13 protein-coding genes are annotated in these 18,495 nt (G+C 64.0%); 5 read left to right on the top strand and 8 right to left on the bottom strand.

The annotated features are described in order from the left end of the window. Window positions 1-36: 36 nt before the first annotated feature. Window positions 37-1,005 (top strand): alpha/beta hydrolase, encoded by a 969-nt coding sequence (locus NMB38_RS14180; protein WP_027916316.1) that lies wholly within the window; start codon window positions 37-39, stop codon window positions 1,003-1,005. A gap of 448 nt (window positions 1,006-1,453) precedes the next feature. On the opposite strand, the gene NMB38_RS14175 is transcribed toward NMB38_RS14180, so the two are convergent. The 5 genes from NMB38_RS14175 to NMB38_RS14155 all read right to left on the bottom strand — a co-directional run bounded on the left by NMB38_RS14175 (window position 1,454) and on the right by NMB38_RS14155 (window position 9,281). Next, entirely contained in the window at window positions 1,454-3,904 is a 2,451-nt protein-coding gene (locus NMB38_RS14175) for a TonB-dependent siderophore receptor (RefSeq protein WP_241194998.1), read from the bottom strand. Between the two features lie 110 nt (window positions 3,905-4,014). Continuing rightward, entirely contained in the window at window positions 4,015-5,664 is a 1,650-nt protein-coding gene (locus tag NMB38_RS14170) for a cyclic peptide export ABC transporter (RefSeq protein WP_088523612.1), read from the bottom strand. A gap of 27 nt (window positions 5,665-5,691) precedes the next feature. Further along, the gene (pvdO, locus tag NMB38_RS14165; protein ID WP_033736625.1) at window positions 5,692-6,594 is read right to left on the bottom strand and encodes a dihydropyoverdine dehydrogenase; all 903 of its coding nucleotides are present in this window, start codon (window positions 6,592-6,594) and stop codon (window positions 5,692-5,694) included. Between the two features lie 37 nt (window positions 6,595-6,631). After that, window positions 6,632-7,918, bottom strand: a complete 1,287-nt coding sequence (pvdN, locus tag NMB38_RS14160) for a pyoverdine-tailoring periplasmic protein PvdN (protein ID WP_049695666.1) — start codon at window positions 7,916-7,918, stop codon at window positions 6,632-6,634. 16 nt (window positions 7,919-7,934) lie between these two features. Then, window positions 7,935-9,281 carry a dipeptidase gene (locus tag NMB38_RS14155; RefSeq protein WP_027916311.1) on the bottom strand — a complete coding sequence of 449 codons (1,347 nt, stop codon included), beginning with the start codon at window positions 9,279-9,281 and terminating at the stop codon, window positions 7,935-7,937. Window positions 9,282-9,492: 211 nt separating this feature from the next. Between NMB38_RS14155 and pvdP the strand changes: the two genes are divergently transcribed. Further along, window positions 9,493-11,121 (top strand): pyoverdine maturation tyrosinase PvdP, encoded by a 1,629-nt coding sequence (gene pvdP / locus NMB38_RS14150; protein WP_111475283.1) that lies wholly within the window; start codon window positions 9,493-9,495, stop codon window positions 11,119-11,121. 79 nt (window positions 11,122-11,200) lie between these two features. Here pvdP and NMB38_RS14145 read toward each other — a convergent pair whose 3' ends face one another. Genes NMB38_RS14145 through NMB38_RS14135 form a run of 3 tightly spaced genes read right to left on the bottom strand, consistent with a single transcriptional unit; the run spans window position 11,201 to window position 15,751 of the window. Further along, entirely contained in the window at window positions 11,201-12,616 is a 1,416-nt protein-coding gene (locus tag NMB38_RS14145) for an efflux transporter outer membrane subunit (protein ID WP_490805911.1), read from the bottom strand. Between the two features lie 3 nt (window positions 12,617-12,619). Next, window positions 12,620-14,584, bottom strand: a complete 1,965-nt coding sequence (locus NMB38_RS14140) for a MacB family efflux pump subunit (protein ID WP_049695670.1) — start codon at window positions 14,582-14,584, stop codon at window positions 12,620-12,622. After that, complete coding sequence (locus tag NMB38_RS14135) at window positions 14,585-15,751, bottom strand: efflux RND transporter periplasmic adaptor subunit (protein ID WP_049695671.1); 1,167 nt, start codon at window positions 15,749-15,751, stop codon at window positions 14,585-14,587. Window positions 15,752-15,962: 211 nt separating this feature from the next. Between NMB38_RS14135 and NMB38_RS14130 the strand changes: the two genes are divergently transcribed. The 3 genes from NMB38_RS14130 (at window position 15,963) to NMB38_RS14120 (ending at window position 18,459) form a co-directional block, all read left to right on the top strand. After that, window positions 15,963-16,439, top strand: coding sequence for a sigma-70 family RNA polymerase sigma factor (locus NMB38_RS14130; RefSeq protein WP_490805913.1), 477 nt, complete (start codon window positions 15,963-15,965; stop codon window positions 16,437-16,439). Window positions 16,440-16,591: 152 nt separating this feature from the next. Beyond that, window positions 16,592-17,065 (top strand): response regulator, encoded by a 474-nt coding sequence (locus NMB38_RS14125; protein WP_027916306.1) that lies wholly within the window; start codon window positions 16,592-16,594, stop codon window positions 17,063-17,065. Between the two features lie 74 nt (window positions 17,066-17,139). Next, window positions 17,140-18,459 carry an MFS transporter gene (locus tag NMB38_RS14120; protein ID WP_027916305.1) on the top strand — a complete coding sequence of 440 codons (1,320 nt, stop codon included), beginning with the start codon at window positions 17,140-17,142 and terminating at the stop codon, window positions 18,457-18,459. The last annotated feature ends 36 nt before the right edge of the window (window positions 18,460-18,495 follow it).

The following is an 18,495-nucleotide window of genomic DNA, read 5'->3' as shown; positions in this document are numbered from 1 at the left end:
CGCGCCCTGTCACTGATTTTCAAGTAAGGATCGAACATGGCATTGCACCCTGACCTGGCAGCGTTTCTGGAACTGGTCGAATTCGGCAGGCTGACCGGCAAGAGCCAGCCCATGCACGCGATGGACGTGGCCCAGGCCCGCGCCGAATTCGCCGCCAGCTCGCAAGTGCTCGACCCCAGCCCGCCCGGTGACCTGAGTGTCAGCGAACTGAGCATCCCGACCCGCGACGGCGCCCAGCTGCCCGCTCGGCTCTACCGCAACGGGCAGCCTGCAGCTGCACCGCAACCGGTGATCCTCTACCTGCACGGCGGCGGCTATGTGGTCGGCAGCCTCGACTCGCACGACTCGGTGTGCCGGCGCCTGGCGAGCATGGGCGACTTCGCAGTGCTCGCCCCGGATTACCGACTGGCGCCGGAGCACCGTTTTCCGGTCCCTGTGAACGACGCGCTCGATGCCGCCAACTGGCTGGCCGAGCACGCCCTGGCCCTTGGGCTGGACAACCGCCGGGTGGTGTTTGCCGGCGACAGCGTCGGCGCAAGCCTTGCGACCGTCCTGGCCATCACTGCGGTCAAGGCCCCTGAAACGCTGGCGATCAAGCCGTTGGCGCAGTTACTGTTCTACCCGGTCACCGACCTGTCGTGCCTGCGCGACTCCCACCGCCAGCATGCCGAAGGCTATTTGCTGGAGACCGAGACGCTGGCGTGGTTCTACCAGCATTACGCACCGCTGCCCGAACAACGCCTGGACTGGCGCGCTTCACCGCTGCTGGCCCAAGTGGACACGCCGCTGGCGCCGGCCTACCTGTGGGTAGCGGAGTACGACCCATTGCACGATGAAGGCCTAGCGTATCGCGACAGGTTGCAGGCAAGCGGGACGCCGGTGACCTTTGTGCGGGCGCAGGGGCTTAGCCATGACTTTTTGCGGATGTCGGGGTTGGTGGGGCAGGTCGGGGGGATTTATCGGGATGTGGGGGCGTGGTTGAGCGCGGTTGGGGGACGAGCGTAATAGTCCTCGCGTGCCGTTACCGTAACAGAGCACACACATCCAGGCCTATGTAGTGCGACCAACTTGGAGAGTAGGTGTGTGCTTTTTCTGATTCTTAACTAAGGCTTGCGCGCGGGTGATCTTGATGAAATCCCGCAATGCCAGGTAGGCATACAAGCCGCCACAGGGAGTGGTGACTGCAGCCAACCACATAAACCGAGCAGGAAAGCCCTAGGGCCGGTCGAAATCAAGGGTGAAGCTGCGAGCAATGAGGCGATGAAGTAGATCAGTAGCCACCAGACCTTGAACCCACGCTCGATGACCAGTGAATGCAGTTTTTCGGCATCACCGATCTTATACGTGGGGAGGTGACGGGATGCTTGATAGCGTTCGAGTCGCGCTGCCTCCCTGCACTTCGCAGGCAAGCCGGCTCAGTCGCCGAGCCGGCTTGTCGTCACAGACAGGGGCTTTAGAAGCTGTACCGGGTGGTGAACATCACGTTGCGGGGCTCACCGTAGTAACCGGTGAAGAACGTGGGGTCCAATGCGCTGAAGTACTTCTTGTCGAACACGTTGTTCACGTTGACGGTGGCGCTCAGTTCCTTGGTGATGTCGTAGCGTGCCATCAGGTCGAACACAGCGTATTGCTGCTGGGTCGCCTTGCCCTGGCTGGTGGTCAGGCTCAGGCCGCTCTGCCAGTTCATGCCGCCGCCCACGGTCAGCTGGTTGAGATCGCCGGGCAGGCGGTATGTGGTCCAGAGCTTGACCAGGTTGGCAGGCGCTTCGGTCATGATGCGCTCGCGGTCCGAGTCCTTGGTCAGGCTGTGGCTGTAGCTGGCGCTGACGTTCCAGTCGGGCATGACTTCGCCGTAGATTTCCATGTCGATGCCGCGGGTCTTGGCGCCGGACACCGCGCGGTACGCCGACTCACGAATGGTCCCTTCGACGGTTTCGCCGGTGGCCACGCCCAGGTTGTCCTGCTTGATTTCGTAAAGGGCGACGGCGGTGTTGACCCGCCCATCCAGAAATTCGCTTTTCAGGCCAATTTCGTAGTTGTCACCTTCGCGCGATTCCAGGGTCTTGCCTGCCTGATCGCGGATCGACTGCGGCTTGTAGATCTTGGTGTAGCTCGCGTAAAGCGAGTGGATGTCGGTAAGGTCGTACACCACCCCTGCATAAGGGGTGACGAAACCGCTCTCGCGGGTGGAGGCGCGGCTGTTCAGGCCCGGATAGGACGGGTTGGCCACGGTTTTTTTCTTGTAGCTGTAGTCGCCCACCCGTGCGCCCAGGATCAGCGACAGGTCATCGGTGGGTTTGAAACGCGCCACCATGTACGCGGCGTTCTGACGCACGGTGGTGTCGTCGTTCATCAGCTTGCCCACGGAAAGGGGGCGCTCGGTGTCGTTGTCCCAGGTGTAGATGTTGGCCGGACGGCCTTCCAGGTCGTCGTCGGCCGGGTCGCTGTAGTCGTGGAATTCCGAACCGCTCAAGCCGATCACCAGCTCATGCTCGCGGCCCAACAGCTGGAAGGGGCCCTGGACCAAGGCGTCGATGCCCAGTTGGCGCTGCGAGCCTGAGCCGTCGCCGCCGTACAGGTAGGCCCCTTCGCCGGTTTGCTTGTCGGGGAAGTCGCCGCTGAGCGAGGCCAGGGAATAGTCGCGCGAACTGTACATGTTGTTGACCGCCACCTTGAGCTTCCAGTCGTTGACCAGGCTCTGCTCAAGGTTGGCGAAGGTGGTAAGGGTGTTCTGCTTACGGTAGCTCCAGCGCGAACCTGCGTTGATCGAACGGGAAAAGTCGGTCTGTTCGCCATTGCTGTAGAACAGCGGGAAGCTGGCGAACGATACGCCACGCGGGTTGTTCTTCTGGTAGTCCACGCCCACGCTCAACAGGGTGCTGTCGGTGAGGTCGGCTTCGAGGATGCCGTAGTAGGTCTGTTTTTCCTGCTGGTAGTGGTCGATGTAGCTGTTGCCCTGCTTGTACGCCACGACCGTGCGACCGCGCAGGCGGGCATCGTCGGTCAGGGGGCCGGACACGTCCACCTCGGTGCGGTAGGTGTCCCAGGAACCCGCCCCGGCGGTGATCGAGCCCTGGAAGGTGGAGGTCGGGCGCTTGCGGACCAGGTTGATGCTGCCCGAGGGGTCACCGGCGCCTGTCATCAGGCCGGTAGCGCCGCGCACGATTTCGACGCGATCATAAATCGAGGTGTCGATCAGGCTTTGTGGGCTGGCACTGGTCTGCACGATCAGGGTCGTGGGGATACCGTCGAACTGGTAGCTGTCGATCGAATAGCCGCGCGAATAGATGTTCACCCGCTCACTGTCGATGTTCTGCACCGACAGGCCCGGCGCCTGCTTGAGCACGTCACTCAGGGTGGTCAGCTGTTGGTCTTGCAGGCGTTGACGGGTCATGACGCTGACCGACTGGGGGGTTTCGCGCAGGGACATGGGCAGCTTGGTGGACGCACTGCTGCTGTTGACGGTGTACGAACGGCTGGCTTCGCTCGAACCGTCCAGGTTGCTTTGCACGGTGGTGGCGTCCAGCTGCAGCGAGCTGGTGTCGTTGCCACGACGGTGAATGGTCACGCTGTTGCCCTGGATGTCGTACGCAAGCCCCGTGCCTGCCAGCAAGGTTGCCAGGGCCTGCTGCGCGGTGAGGTGGCCCTTGACGGCTCGACCGTTGAGCCCTTGCACATCATCGGGGCTGAACAGCACCTGCTGGTCGGCCTGGCGACCGAACGCCTGCAGCGAAGCGGAGAGCGGCATGGCGGCAATGTCCACGTCCACTTCCTGGGCCATCACCTGGGCCGACAGCGGCAGGCACAGCGCCATGCCCAGGCTCGAGCCGAGCAGCGTCGTCTGGAAGACACGGTGAAGCCTGAAGGCTTGGGTGATCGGGTTGAGCGTGCTAAGGGCTGGCATTACATCCTCTCTGGTGGAGATTTAAATGATAATGATTTGTATTAGTTGCTCAGTGAGACGCACCAGCACAGGAAAACCGGAAAGAAAAATTTCAGTCCGGTTACAACGCTTCAGGCGGGATGGAGTGCTGGCGCGATCTTGCCGCGGTGCAGGCGCACCAAGTGGTCGGCCATATCGAAGTAGCGATCGTCGTGGGAGATCACGATGATGGTCTTGCCCAGCCGCTTCAGGTCCGGCAGCAGCTCGGTGTAGAAGATCCGCCTGAAGGTCGGATCCTGGTCGGCGGCCCATTCATCGAACACCAATACGGGACGCTCCTCCAGCCAGGCGCTGACCAGCGCCAGGCGCTTGCGCTGGCCGGTGGACAGGTCGGTGGTGCTGAACACCCCGTCGCGGATGCTCACCTTGTGGTCGATCTCCAGGCGCCTGAGGTAGCGCCCGGCGTCATCGGGTAGCGGTTGATCGCCTTGGATCACGTCGTCGAACAGGTAGTAGTCAGCGAAGATGGTGGTAAACAGCTGGCGGTAGTCATCACGGGTCTGGGCCGTCACGGGCTGGCCGTTGAGCACGATGCTCCCGGCTTGCGGGGCATACAGGCCCAGCAGCAGCTTGATCAGGGTGGTCTTGCCGCAGCCGTTTTCACCGACGATGAACACGATGTCGCCTTGCTGGACCTGCAGGCTCACCGGCCCGAACTGGAAGGGCTCGGCGCCCTCCACGGCAGGGAAGGTGTAGCGAACGTCCTTGAGTTCTAGCAAGTTCATGGCCATGGCTGGTTTGCGTGCGTCGTCCAGCAGCAGGTGTGGTTCGGGCGAGGAGAACTGCGTCGACAGCGCAGCAATACGGCGAAAGGCGATCTGGGCCTTGCCGATGATTGGCAGGGTGCTGATCAGGTGCTCCAGCGGGCCTTTCATGTACAGCAGCACCAGCACGAAACCGCTGGTAACGCTCTTGTCCGCCGAGGGCCAGTACGATTGCAGGGCCAGCGCCACCGCAATCACCACGAAGAACAACATCGAGCCCAGGGTCTTGGCGATCACGAAGGTGTTGATCGAGCGGACCTGGGTGGCGCAGATCCGATTGGCCGTGTCGCGGATGCCGTGGCTGAACATCCGTTGGCGGCGCGGCCGGTGAATGCGCAGTTCCTTGGCCCCTTCGGCGATGGCACTGTAGTGTTTTTGCAAGTCGTCCTCGGCTTCCCGCGCGGCTTCGAAGCCCCGCATGCCTTTGGCCTGGGCGATGAACTGCAGCACGGTGCCCACACCGATGGCCACCAGGATCACCAGGAACATCTGCCAGGACAGGTGCGCCAGGTAGCCCAGGCACCCCAGCGTCACGGTGAGCGAGATGGCCAGCGGGGCGAAGACGTAGGCGAAGTCGCTGATGGTGTCCACGTCATGGGTCAGTACCGGGATCAGCCGATGGCTGCGGTAGCGCTCGATCTGGTCGATGGGCGCGGCCAGCACCTTCTCACCCAGCTGACGACGCAAGGTGGCGATGACGTGTTGGCCTACGTAGTTGGTGCCCATGTCGGACAGAATCGAGCTGAGCAGGGCCAGCAGGCACAGGCCAGCGAAGCCCAGTACCACGCCCTGTGTCAGGCCGGCGTCGCTGTGCAAGCTGCTGTTGATGGTGGCCAGCAAAGCGGTGACGCTCAGGCCACCGATCATGCCCAGGACGATGCAAACCGTGACCAGAGGCCAGAACGGCTTGAGCAGGCCGAACAGTTCCCTGACGGCGCCACGAGGTTGATGGGTCATGTGTTTCTCCTCAATCGCGTGGGGCTGTCAGAGTTCGCGGACGACTCGGAAACCAAGGAAATCGCCGCGAACCTCGGGCGAGCGGTTGTTGCGGTTGCCCGAGCGCGAGAACACCGGGGCCTCGCCCCAGTCGTTGCCGCGCATGACGCGTTTCTCGCAGTTGCCGGTTTTCCAGGCGCTGCCATCGGCAGGCGCACCTTCGTAGTCTGGGTTCAGGCAGTCGGCCGTCCACTCGTAGACATTGCCGTGCATGTCGTACACGCCAAAGGCGTTGGCCGGGTAGCTGCCCACGGGCGCGGTGTAGGAGTAGCCATCGGCAGGGCCATAGGTATTGGCGTGCTGGCTGATGCTGTAGGCCTTCTCGTCGTTGTTGTCGAAGGGGAACGGGAAAGAGCCAGTGGAGCCGGCCCGGGCGGCGTATTCGCGCTGCGCCTCGCTGATCAGGCGGTAAGTGTGCCCGGTTTTTTTCGTCAGCCATTGAGCATACGCATCGGCGTCGAACCAGCTGATGCACACCGCCGGCTGGCGAGGGCCCTGCTTGTAGGTGGGTTTGCTGGCCTTGCAGAAGCGGCCAGGACGGGTGTCGCCATCGGCGATCTTGACCCCGGTTTCACGGATGTACGCATCCAGCTCGCCTGCGGTGACCGGGAAGCGGCCCACCGCGAACGGTTTGGCGAAGGTCACGGTATGCTGCGGGCCCTCATCGTATTCGCGACCCACTTCATCCTCCGGGGTACCCATCAGGTAACTGCCGGCGGGCAGCACTACCATTTCCGGGCAATGTGGGCAGTCCTTGAAAACGCTACCGGGTTTGATCGCTTCGCCCGCGTGTACGGCAGGGCTGGCCAGCAGGCCGAGCAGCACGGCAGTGCCGAGCCTGTACAGGGTGCTGGACAATGGCTTGAATGAAACGCAAGGCAGGTTGGGCATGGTGAAAAGTCCGTGATCGATGGTCTGCATGAGGGGTTCAGCGGCGCAAGCGTGGAGTGAGCACAGCGATCAGCCGGTCGATTTCGGCTTCGGTGTTGAGCAGGCCCGGTGCAGTGCGTACCACCGGACCCACGTCGCGCGACACCGCATCGACGACGATGCGCTGGCTGTTGAGGTAGGCGGCGACCTCGTCGGCATCCTGGTCGGCTACCCGAAAGAAGGTGAAACCTGCCGATTGGCGAGTGCTGCGCGGCGTGACCAGTTGCACGCCCGGCATCGTTTCGAGCCGCTGTTTGAGGTAGTCGTTGAGGCCGTGAATGCGTGCCTGTATGGCGGCCTTGCCGTGCCGCAGGTGCAAGTCGAAGGCTGCGCCCAGCGCCCATCGGTGCTCGAAGGCGTGATAGCCGCCTGGGGTGAAGGTGGTGGCGAAATCCTCATCTTCGGAAAAAGTCGCGATGAGGGGGTTCAGGTTGTCGAGTGCGGTGCTGGCCGCGCAGATGATCCCTGTGCCGCGCGGGCCGAACATCCACTTGTGCGTGCCGGCAATGAAGTAGTCGCAGTTGAGCTCGGCAAAGTGCATGTCCTCTACACCAAAGCCATGCACGCCGTCGACGACGTACAGGATGCGCTCATGCTCGGCGCGGTCCCGGTTGGCCTCGCGCACCAGTTCGCCGATGGCGCCCACCGGCAGCTTCACGCCACTGCCCGAGTGCACCCAGGTCATGCCCAGCACGCGGGTCTTGGGGTTGATGGCCGCCTTGATGGTGCTCAGCACTTGGTCGGTGGACAGGTTCCACGGCTCGTCGAACAGGCGCAGCCGGCGTACCGGGGTGCCATCGCGGGCGGTGCGAAAGTCCAACGTGTGGCGCGCTGCCGAGTGCTCGTGCACCGTCGTCAGGATCTCTTGCCCGGGTGCTATCTTGAGCCCGCCGTAGATTAGGCCCAAGCCCTCTGTCGTGCTGCCGGTCAGGGCAATTTGCCGTGGTGCGACTTGCAGGTAACGGGCCGCCGCTTCGCGGACCTGCGCTTCGTGCTTCCATTCCGACTGGCTATCCCAGTCCACCAGCCGGGCCGGGTGCCGATCGAATTGCGCGCGCAGAGCCTCGATGGCGTCGCGTACCGGTTTTGGGTGCGAGGTGATCAGAAAGTTGGCGAAGTGGGCGTAGGCTGGGTCGAGGTCGAACAAGCTGCGAAAGCCCGCCCAGGCGTCAGAGCCTGCGGCCCGTGTGGGCGCTGCCTGGGCGGCGGGTATCAAATGGCTTGCCAGTGGCAGGCTGGCAGCGAGCAGGCTGGCCTGCTTGAGAAAGGCGCGACGGTCGTTCATCTGAGGGCTCGCATCATCATCGTGAGGGGGTGGCGCCAGGGGCCGCTGCCGCCTGCACCTGCTGCCAGACACGCAGGAAATTGCCGCCCCACAGCTTGCTGATGTCAGCTTCGGAGTAACCTCGTGTAATCAGTTCGGCCGTGACGTTGCGGGCCTCGCTGGCGTCCTGCCAGCCGTCAATGCCACCGCCTTCGTTGAAGTCCGAACTCAGGCCTACATGGTCGATGCCGACCTTGCGCACCGCGTAGTCGATGGCGTCGCCGTAGTCCTTGAGCGTGGCTGGCGGTTCTTCGTCGAGAATGGCGTACAACGCATTGGCGTACTGGCCCACTTTCTGTTCCGGCCAGCCCGCGATTACGGGGTCGCCCGGCATGAGGGCGTAGTTCAGGTCAGCCAGGGGCGGCAGGGCATAGTCGCTGCGCAGCGCGTTGAGGCGCTCCTGGGTTTTGTTGCTCAAGGGCTTGAGGTAGGTGGAGAAGGCGACGATCTGGATGACACCGCCGCTGTCCTTGATCAGTTGCATTTCCTTGTCCGACAGGTTGCGGCGGATGTCGACCATCGCCCGGGGCGCCGAATGCGACGCCACCACCGGTGCCCGGCTGAGCGCCACGACCTGGGCCAGGGCCTGGCTGGACATCTGCGACACGTCGATGATCACCCCCAGATCGTTCAGGCGCTGTACTGCCTGCTTGCCGATGGATGACAGGCCTTCGAGTGCATCGACGGTGTCATTGAAAAAGGGCAGCGGGCGCGAGGAGTCGGCCCAGCTGTTGTTGCCCACGTAGCTGAAGCCGAACAGGCGCACGCCGCGCGCAGCCCAACGGTCCAGCTGGTCCAGGTCGTCGCCCAGTGCGTAGGCATTGAGCATGCTGAGCAACACCGCAAACTTGCCTTCGCCGTGCAACCTGCGCATGTCCTGCGGGGTATAGGCAACGCCCACCCGTTCGGGGAAGTCGCGGACCATGCCCATGATGGCGTTGTAGCGCACCTCTTGCGTGTGGCGGGCGGCCTCGACGAAGCCGGGGGTAGGGCGGTGTGGGCCATCGTCGCCGGTCCAGGATTCGGGCCAGGCGAAAATGGTCAGGGCAGCGGCAGACAGGCGCCCGCGCGCCGCTTTGTTCAGGTCGAAGCGACCAGCACCGTCTTGGTCGGCTTCGCTGCCTTCGGTGCCGAAGGTCAGCGGCAGTGTGATGTGGCTGTCGAACGAAAGCAGGCGTTCCTGCAGGTCATTGGCCTGGCGCATGACGTCCCTGGGGTAGCCTGACGGCGTGTCGAGATAGTCCCAGGCCGCCCACCCGGCACCGGCGGTCACGGCCGCGGCCAGGCTGATATACAAGGCTTTTTTCCAGCGTGGTGTCGTCATCTTGGTCTCAGTAGGTTCACCGTCGAGGGATGGGCTTGGATGCCGCCGCTACCTGGAGGGAACGAGCTGCGATAGCGGAAATTTAAGCGCCCGCCCGTTGACTGAAGACAGGTGCCAGGGCGCACTGCAGCGCTAAATTTCGCCCGCCGAGCCACGTCCTAGCCTTGGATGGGCCGTGCTCCATGGCCGAAGTGAAAGCACAGGTAGGGCAATGACGATTTCTCGACGCGGGTTCATCGCCGGTGTGGCATTGACGGGTATGGCAGTGCCAGGCACGCGGTACCTGCAGCGGCGGCGAGCCAGTGAAGAGCAATACCCTGAGACCCCCGGCGAGGCGGTGGTGGAACTTGCCGATACGCCTGTCAGGCAGCTGGGCGACACCTTGCGCGGTATCTGGCGCTGGACACCTCAAGGCCGCGAGGCCGGGCTCGCCGGTATGCCGTCAGGGGAGCTTGAGCTTTTCCTGGATGTGGCCTCGAGCGGGCGGGGGTTGCGCGGCTACCTCGACACCCCTGAACGTTTGCGCAGCACCCTGGAGCCACGCTATCGGGTGGTGGCTGACTTGTTGCTCGACCGACCAGGGACACTGCGCTGGCGGCTGTTGGCCACGGACGCCAACCCCCTGGGGGCACGCTACGAGTGCCAGGTTGTGCTTGACGAGGTCTGGGGGGCGTACGGCAACGCAGGGCCTGCGACCTTGAGCGGGCACGTGGCGGCGCTTGAGCGGCCACTGGCGCTGCCCGTGCAGGACAACCGTTTCCTGGCGCTGAAAAGAACGTTCCCCGAAGCGCGGGAGCGCACGCCATTGTCGGCGCCGTTGCTGGCGAAGCTGATCGCGCCGGAACACCGGCTGTTTCACCAGCTCTGGCATGCGTCGCGGGACAAGTGGCACAAGCTCGATGACGAAAAGCGCGGTGCGTTGCGCGGGCTTGGCTGGCAGCCAGGGCCGAGGGCGCGCGAGCGTGATGCACGGGGCCGGCACAAGGACCGCAACGGCTCCGGCGAGGACTTTCTGTTCATGCATCGGCACATGCTGGGCAACGCCAGGGCCATTGAGCCGTTACCGTCGTGGCCGCGTTTTCCTTTGCCCCAGCCAGCGCTCGAGCGCGACCGCGTAGGGTTCGCAGCCTACTTCGACAACCATGACGGCAACGCCTTGCCGCCGACATGGCTGGCCGATGATGACGAGGAGTACACCCAGTGGGTGCGTGACATCAAGAGCCCGGACACGTTCTACGGCAACTTCCAGGTCTGGGAGTCGCGCTACAGCGATCCGCATTACCTCAGTACCTTGACCTTGGGGCAGTTTGGCTCAGAGCTGGAGCTGGGCTTGCATGACTGGCTGCACATGCGCTGGGCCTCGGTGCCGCGCGATCCGGCCAACGGCATGCCGGTGCCGATGGCGCGCACGCCCGACGACTATGCCCAACGCTGGTATGGCGCCGAGAACGATTTTCTCGGCGACCCTTTTTCATCCCATGTGAACCCGGTGTTCTGGCGCTTTCATGGCTGGATCGACGACCGCATCGAGGACTGGTTCCAGGCCCATGAACGGCTTCATCCTGGTGAAGTGCGGCGCCTGGACGTCAACGGCGTGCCCTGGTTCGCGCCGGGGCGATGGGTGGAAGTTGCCGACCCCTGGCTGGGGCCTGATACCCATGGATGCTCCACAGTGCCTGGGCTGCGCCCAGGGCGGAGTGTGGAGATGGACCCGGAGACCATGAAGCTGGCCCTGCGCATCATCTATGCCGAGGATGATCGTTTGGCCGCGTTACGGCCCAAGGTGCCGCAGCGGCCATGGTATGCCCGGCATATCAAGGTGACGCGGCCATTGCGGTGAGGGTTCATGGAGATTCATGCCGCGATAGGCCGCGCAGCGGCCTCGGCGACCCTGGCGTTTTTCCAGCCCAGCGTTGCGCCTAAGGGGCATCACCGCCCACCTGCCACCCACCACCGAGCGCCTTGTAAAGCGCCACGCTCGCTTGCAAGCGGGCCAGGCGAAGCGTTGCCTGCTGATCCTGGGCTACATACAGCGTGCGCTGGGTTTCCAGCACGGTCAGTACGGTCTCGGCGCCTGCCCCATAGCGCTGTTCGGCCAGGTCAAAGGCCAGTTGAGCTTGTCGCACTTCTTCGTCCTGCCAGTGGCGTTGGCGGTCGACACCGTCCAGGGCATTGAGCGCCTTCTCCACATCGCTCAGGCCAGCGAGAATGCTGCTGCGATACTGCTCCAGCAGTTCGGCCTGCTCGGCCTCGGCCAGATCGCGGGAAGCCCTGAGCCTGCCGTTGTCGAAAATCGGCGCAAGCAGACCAGAGGTCAGGGTGTAATAGGGGCTTTCCAGCGTCTGGGCGAAGGTGCGCGCGCCGCTGCCCAGGGTGGCGCCAAGGGTTACCTTGGGCAGCATGGCCGCCCGGGCCACCTGCACGTTGGCGTTGGCCGCTGCCAGGCGGGCCTCGGCGGCGGCGATATCGGGGCGACGGGTCAGCAGGTCGCTGGGCAGGCCGCTGTCAACCGTCGGCCAGGCCACGCTGGCGAACGGCTGGCGGCTGGTCGGCAGTTGCTGTACTGGGTCGCCGAGCAATGTTGCAAGGGTGATGCGGGTATCTTGCACGCGTTGCGCCATCAGGGGGACCTGACGCTCCTGGGCCGCGACCAGGCTGCGCTGCTGGGCAAGCTCCAGGCGTGTTGCCGAGCCTGCGCGCTGGCGTGCCTGGACCAGGCGCAAAATGCCCCGTGCATTGTCCAGGTTCAGTTGGGCGATGCGCAGTTGTTCGGCTAAGGCCAGGCCCTGCAGATACGTGTCGGCGATGTCGCTGAGCAGGGTCAACTGCACCGTCTGCCGGTCGAAGCGGCTGGCTTGCAATGTGCGCAGGGCGTTGTCGCGGCTAGCCCGCAGGCCGCCCCAGAAATCGATTTCATAGCTGGCACTGAGCTGGGTATCGAACGCGGTACTGGTGCGCTCGCTACGGGTGGCATCGAGGTCGTTATAACCCTCACCCTTGAGCAGCCGCTGGCGGCTGGCATCCACGCCCAGCTCGACCGCTGGCAGCAGGGGTGCGTTGGCGATGGCGGCTCGCGCTCTGGCCTGCCGGATGCGTGCGGTGGCGGCCGCCAGATCGTGGCTGTTAAGCAGGGTGCGTTGCACCAGGCTGTCCAGCTCGGGGCTGTTGAAGGACTGCCACCACTGACGCGCCGGTCGGTTGGCCTCACCGAAAGCGTGTGTCGGGCCCTGCCAGGTACGCGGCATATCGACCGCTGCCTGGGGCAGGGTGGGTGGGCTGCACCCGGCGAACGCCAGGCAAAGGGTCAACAGGCTGATGCGGCTTGGCAAGGGCATGGCTTATTCGCTGGTAAGGGCTTTGACCGGGTCGAGTCGGGCGGCTTTGCGTGCGGGCATGAAGCCGAACACGATGCCGGTGATCACAGCGCAGGTAAAAGCGCCAAGCATGGCTGGCAGCGCGAAGGCCACCGCGATATCGGCCAGCATCAAGCCGGCGCCGACGACCAAGGCCAGGACGATGCCACTGAGCCCGCCCACCATCGAGAGCATGACCGCCTCACTGAGGAACTGGCGCATGATGTCGCGCTGGCGGGCTCCGGTGGCCATGCGGATACCAATTTCGCGGGTACGCTCGCGCACGGTCATCAGCATGATGTTCATCACCCCAATGCCGCCCACCAGTAGCGAGATGGCCGCGATGGCGCCTAGCATCAGCGATAGGCTGCTCTGGGTGCGTGCCTCGGCCTGGATCAACGCCGCATCGTTGGTCAGTTCGAAATCGTGGCGGCCCTGGTGGCGTTGGCGCAACAGGTGATCGATGGCCGCCTCGGTCGCGTTGACCTGGGTCGAATCGCGCGCCGCAATGGTGATGTAGTCGGGGTCGCGATGACCGAACAGGCGGATGGCGGCGGCCGAGTACGGCACCACGATACGCCCGTCGCTGTCCTGGTCGCCGGAGCTGGCGCCTTTTCCCGCCAGTATGCCGATCACCTGGAATGGCACGTTGCCGATCAGCAGGTATTGACCGATCGGGTTGGCATGGTCGCCCAGCATCTTTTCCCGCACTTTCTGGCCAATCACGGCGACCGCCGCCGCGGCGGCTTCGTCGGCCTGGCTGAAGAATGAGCCTTCCACCACGGGCCAGTTGAAAATGTCCTCGAACCAAGTGTTGTTGCCGCCCACGTAAAACACCTGGCTGGTGTTGTTCTGGCGCACCATGAGCTTTTCCCCGATCACGGGCATGACGTGCTTGACCTGCGGCAATTCGCCGATGGCCGCGACATCGTCCAGGGTGACGGTGCCTGCCGGCTCGCCGAGTGTCGCCGGCTTGCCGTTGAGATAAAGGATGTTCGAGCCGAACGCGGCCATCTGCGCCATCACCTGGCGCTTGCTGCCTTCGCCCACGGCCAGCATGACCACAACCGAGGCTACCCCGATGACGATACCCAGCAAGGTGAGCGCCGTGCGAAAGCGATTGATCCACATGATGCGCCAGGCTGCCTGGAGTGCTTCGACCAGCTCGCCTTTCCAGGCGCCGCGCAACTGCGCCCCCTGGTCCAGGCGCTGACGCAGAGCATCGGCCTGCAGGCCTGGGTGGCGGGCTGTGCCGTCGCGCTCATCGGCCGAGTCGCTGATCATGAGGCCGTCGCGGATCTCGATGACCCGGTGCGCGCGGGCCGCGACATCTCGGTCGTGGGTGATCAGGATGATCACATGACCTTGGCTGGCCAATTCGTCCAGCAACGCCATGACTTCCTTGCCGCTGTGGCTGTCCAGGGCGCCGGTAGGCTCGTCGGCGAGGATGATGTGGCCACCGTTCATCAAGGCGCGGGCAATCGACACCCGCTGCTGCTGACCGCCCGACAGTTGATGCGGGCGGTTGGCGGTGCGGCTTGCCAAGCCTAGCCGCTCCAGCAGGGCCGCGGCGCGGGCGTGGCGCTCCTGGGCCGGGATGCCGGCATAGATGGCCGGCATCTCTACGTTTTCCAGCGCAGAGCCGGAGGGGATCAGGTGATAACCTTGAAAGACGAATCCGAACGCCTCACGGCGCAGCCAAGCCAGCTCATCGTTGCCCAGCTCGGCCACGTCCATCCCCGCGAAGTGATAGCTGCCGCTGGTGGGGCGGTCCAGGCAACCGAGGATGTTCATCAGGGTGGATTTTCCGGAGCCCGAAGCGCCAACGATCGCAACGAACTCACCGGGATGAATGCGCAGGCTGATACCTCGCAGCACGTCCACCTTGGGGGTGCCGAAGCCGCCGTAAGCCTTGCAGATGTCGCGCAGTTCGATCAGGGGCGTGGTCATTCAGCCTCCACTGCCTTGGCCGATCAGCAACCGCTCACCTTCGCCCAGGCCATCGAGCACCTGCACACGCAGGCGATCGCTCAGCCCTGTTCGTACCTGACGCGGTCGCACCTGGCCATCGGGGGCGAGCACCTGTGCAATGTGCACGCCATCCTGTTCGTCCAGCGCAGCCAGGGGTACGGTCAGTACACCGCTGGCCTGCCCGGCGACGAAGAACACTTGCGTGGTCATTTCGGCCATCAGCGCACCGTCAGGGTTCTCCACATCCAGCAAGACGGTGTACTGCACCACCTGAGTACCGGTGGCGCCATTGGTCGCGCTCGCCGGGCTGCCGCCACCGCTGCTGGTTTGCTCCAGCGGTTTGGGTGGAATCGGCAGGATCTGCCTGACGCGGCTGCTCCAGCGGCGCTTGCCGCCGGCCAGTGTCGTGAAATAGGCCGTCATGCCGGGCTTGACCTTGCCGATATCGGCCTCCGACACCTGCGCCCACACCGTCATCGGCGAGAGCTTGGCGATGCGCAGAATCAATGGGGTTTGTTGCTGGGCATTGAGGGTCTGGCCTTCACGGGCATCCACCGCCACCACGGTGCCATCCATCGGGGCGTAGATACGGGTATAGCCCAATTCGGCCTCGTCACTGCGCAGGCTCGCCTGGGCCTGGCGGATTTGCGCTTGGTACATGTCGATACGCGCCTGGGTGACGCTGAGCTGCGCATCGGCCGCCTGCACATCCTCTTCGCGGGTGGCGCCGGCATCGGCTAGGCTGCGCTGGCGGGCGAGCTGCTGCCTGGCCAGTTTGAACTGGGCGCGCTGCTCGGCGAGCTGCGCCTTGAGGTTGTCGATGGAGAAGCGCCCGGCATCCACGCGCGCCTGCTGTGTGGACGGGTCAATCTCCACCAGCAGTTGTCCCTTGCGCACGGTATCGCCGGCTTCGACATGGAGCGTGCGAATCTGCCCGGACGCTTGTGCGCCAACATCCACATAGCGCCTGGGTTGCAGCGTGCCCAGCGCGGTGACGCTGCTTTCGATGTCTGCACGCGTCACGCTGACGGTGTTGGTCGGTACCGCGCCCAAGGGTAGGGTACGCCAGGCCAGAAGACTGCCCAGGCTCAGCAGGGCTAAGCCGCCCAGAAGCAGGCGGTGGCGAATAGCGGGTGCACGTCTCATGGGGACTTCCAGCCGAATTGGGCCTGAACGCAGGCGGTGCCTGTGCGCAGGCAGGTCCCCGTTAAACGAAGGTCATGGCGGCTAATTTAGGTTTGCCAGGCGACCGACGTTGGTTGCTGCGGGTAATGATAATTTGTAAGATTCCAATTTGATATCACCTGCGCCCGTCTGGGCTGCGCGGGGCCGTCATCGGGCGATTCAGGGTGCCGCCGTGGAACACTATTATCGCGAGTTGGTCAATTTCCTGAGCGCACGCCTCGGTAGCCGCCAGGCTGCTGAAGATGTGGCCCATGACGCCTACGTTCGGGTGCTGGAGCGTGTCGATGCGCAAGTGATCGAGCACCCCCGCGCGTTTCTTTATCGCACTGCGCTCAACCTGGTGGTGGATCGACACCGGCGTCACTTGATTCGCCAGACCGAACCGCTGGAAGTGCTCGATGAGGGCGTTCAGTGGCAGCACACGCTCTGGTCCCAGGACATGCACCACGCCCAGCGCCTGGACCTGCTCAAGCGTGCCTTGGACGAACTGCCCAAGCCATGCAGTGACAGCTTTCTGCTGCGCAAGCTCGAAGGCTTGTCCCATCCGCAGATTGCCGAACGGCTGGGCTTGTCGCGCAGCCTGGTGGAAAAGCACATCGTCAATGCCATGAAGCACTGCCGGCAACGCATGCGCCAGTGGGAGTCCTGACGGCACGCCGCGCAAACTGCACATTCTGTCGGGCCACCGCTTGCTTTTCGAGGGTTTCCCGGCTTGTATCTAGGGGTATCAATGCTGGACTTGGCCAGGGCTTGACGGGCTCGACCAAGTCTTGGCGGCCCCTCCACTGTCCAGGTTCGACCATGGCCAACAAGTCCTTGCGTATCCTGATTGCCGATGCTCACCCGCACCAACGCCTGCAACTGGAGCGTATGCTCAATGGCCTGGGGTATTACCGTATTGCCCCCGTCGACAGTTTCGAGGAGCTACAGCGGCTGGTGCTGGGTGCCCTCCAGCCCTTCCACCTGCTGTTGGGCAATATCGAGTTGGCCAGCCACGCAGGCGTGGACCTGGCCCGGTTTTGCCGGGTCAGCACGCAGATCCAGCATGCCCTGCTTTACCATTGCGCCCAACTGAAGGTGCCTGCGGTACCCCAGGCCGAGCGCCAGGCGGTCAGCCTGAGCCTGCCGCACGTGCCTGACGATGCCGCCCTGGCGTCCTTCATGTCGATCGTCGACGCACCCCTGGTGGTGGGCACCCTACGGATGCCGGACGGGTTGCGCAGGGTAGGCCCCAGAGCACCCGGCAACTTGGCCCAGACGGTCTTTCATCGCTGATCCAGGCAGGGTAGAGGGCAATCAGGTCGCTATTTGCTATCCTCCGGCCTTTGACCATTGCTGCGAAACCTGCCATGACTGCCACCGATACCGCTCGTCCACCCCGGTTCACCCGCCGTGACCACCGGACGCTGGGCCTGGCTGCGCTGGGCGGCGCGCTGGAAATCTACGATTTCATCATCTTCGTCTTCTTCGCCCTGACCCTCAGCCAGCTGTTCTTCCCGCCTGAGATGCCTCAATGGCTACGGCTGCTGCAAAGCTTCGGCATCTTCGTCACCGGTTACCTGGCCCGACCACTGGGTGGCATCCTGATGGCGCATTTCGCTGATCACCTGGGCCGCAAGCGCGTATTCAGCCTGAGCATTTTGATGATGGCGCTGCCGTGCCTGCTCATCGGCGTCATGCCGACGTATGCCGACATTGGGTACGCGGCGCCGTTGTTGTTGCTGGCGCTGCGCATCCTGCAAGGGGCCGCGGTCGGTGGTGAAGTGCCCAGTGCCTGGACCTTCGTTGCCGAACATGCGCCGCCCGGGCGACGCGGCTATGCCTTGGGCTTTCTGCAGGCCGGGCTCACGTTCGGCTATCTGCTGGGCGCACTGACGGCAACCTTGCTGGCCCATGTGTTCTCGCCCGAGGAAATACTCAGCTACGCCTGGCGTTATCCGTTCCTGCTGGGGGGCGTGTTCGGGGTCATCGGCGTGTGGTTGCGCCGCTGGCTGAGTGAAACACCGGTTTTCCTGGCGTTGCGTAGTCAACAGGCGCCGGTGAAGTTTCCTTTGCGACAGGTGCTTGGCGAACATAAACGCGCTTTGGCACCCGCGGCGCTGCTGACCTGCGTGCTGACCTCGGCGGTGGTGGTGCTGGTGGTGATCACCCCGACGGTCATGCAGCAGCGCTTTGGCATGAGCGCGGGAGATACCTTTGCCCTGAGCAGCGTGGGCATCGTGTTTCTGAACCTGGGCTGTGTGCTTGCCGGGTTGCTGGTCGACCGCGTGGGCGCGTGGCGGGCGCTGCTGTTGTACAGCGTGCTGCTACCCCTCGGGGTCGGCGTGCTCTATGCCAGCCTGATCGGGCACTGGGGCATGACCTGGGTGGCCTATGCCCTGGCGGGCTTGTCGTGCGGTGTGGTGGGCGTGGTGCCATCGGTCATGGTCGGGCTGTTCCCTGCGCAGATTCGCGTATCGGGCATTTCGTTCACCTACAACGTGGCCTATGCGCTGTGGGCCAGTATCACGCCCTTGGCGCTTATCGCACTGATGCCATGGAGCCCTTGGGTGTGTGTCGGGTTCTGTCTGGTGATGGGCGGGGTAGGGGTAATGACCTCGGTGTACTTCGGGCGACGAGAGCCCATGGCGGCGGGTGAAGCGGGGCTTGAGCTCCCGCGCACGGCCTGACACTCACAATCACACCGTTTCGGAGCACACCCTGCA

This window comes from Pseudomonas sp. FBCC-B35 (assembly GCF_059133755.1).
The sequence above is the reverse complement of the archived record's forward strand: the minus strand, read 5'-3'. Positions and strand labels throughout refer to the sequence as shown.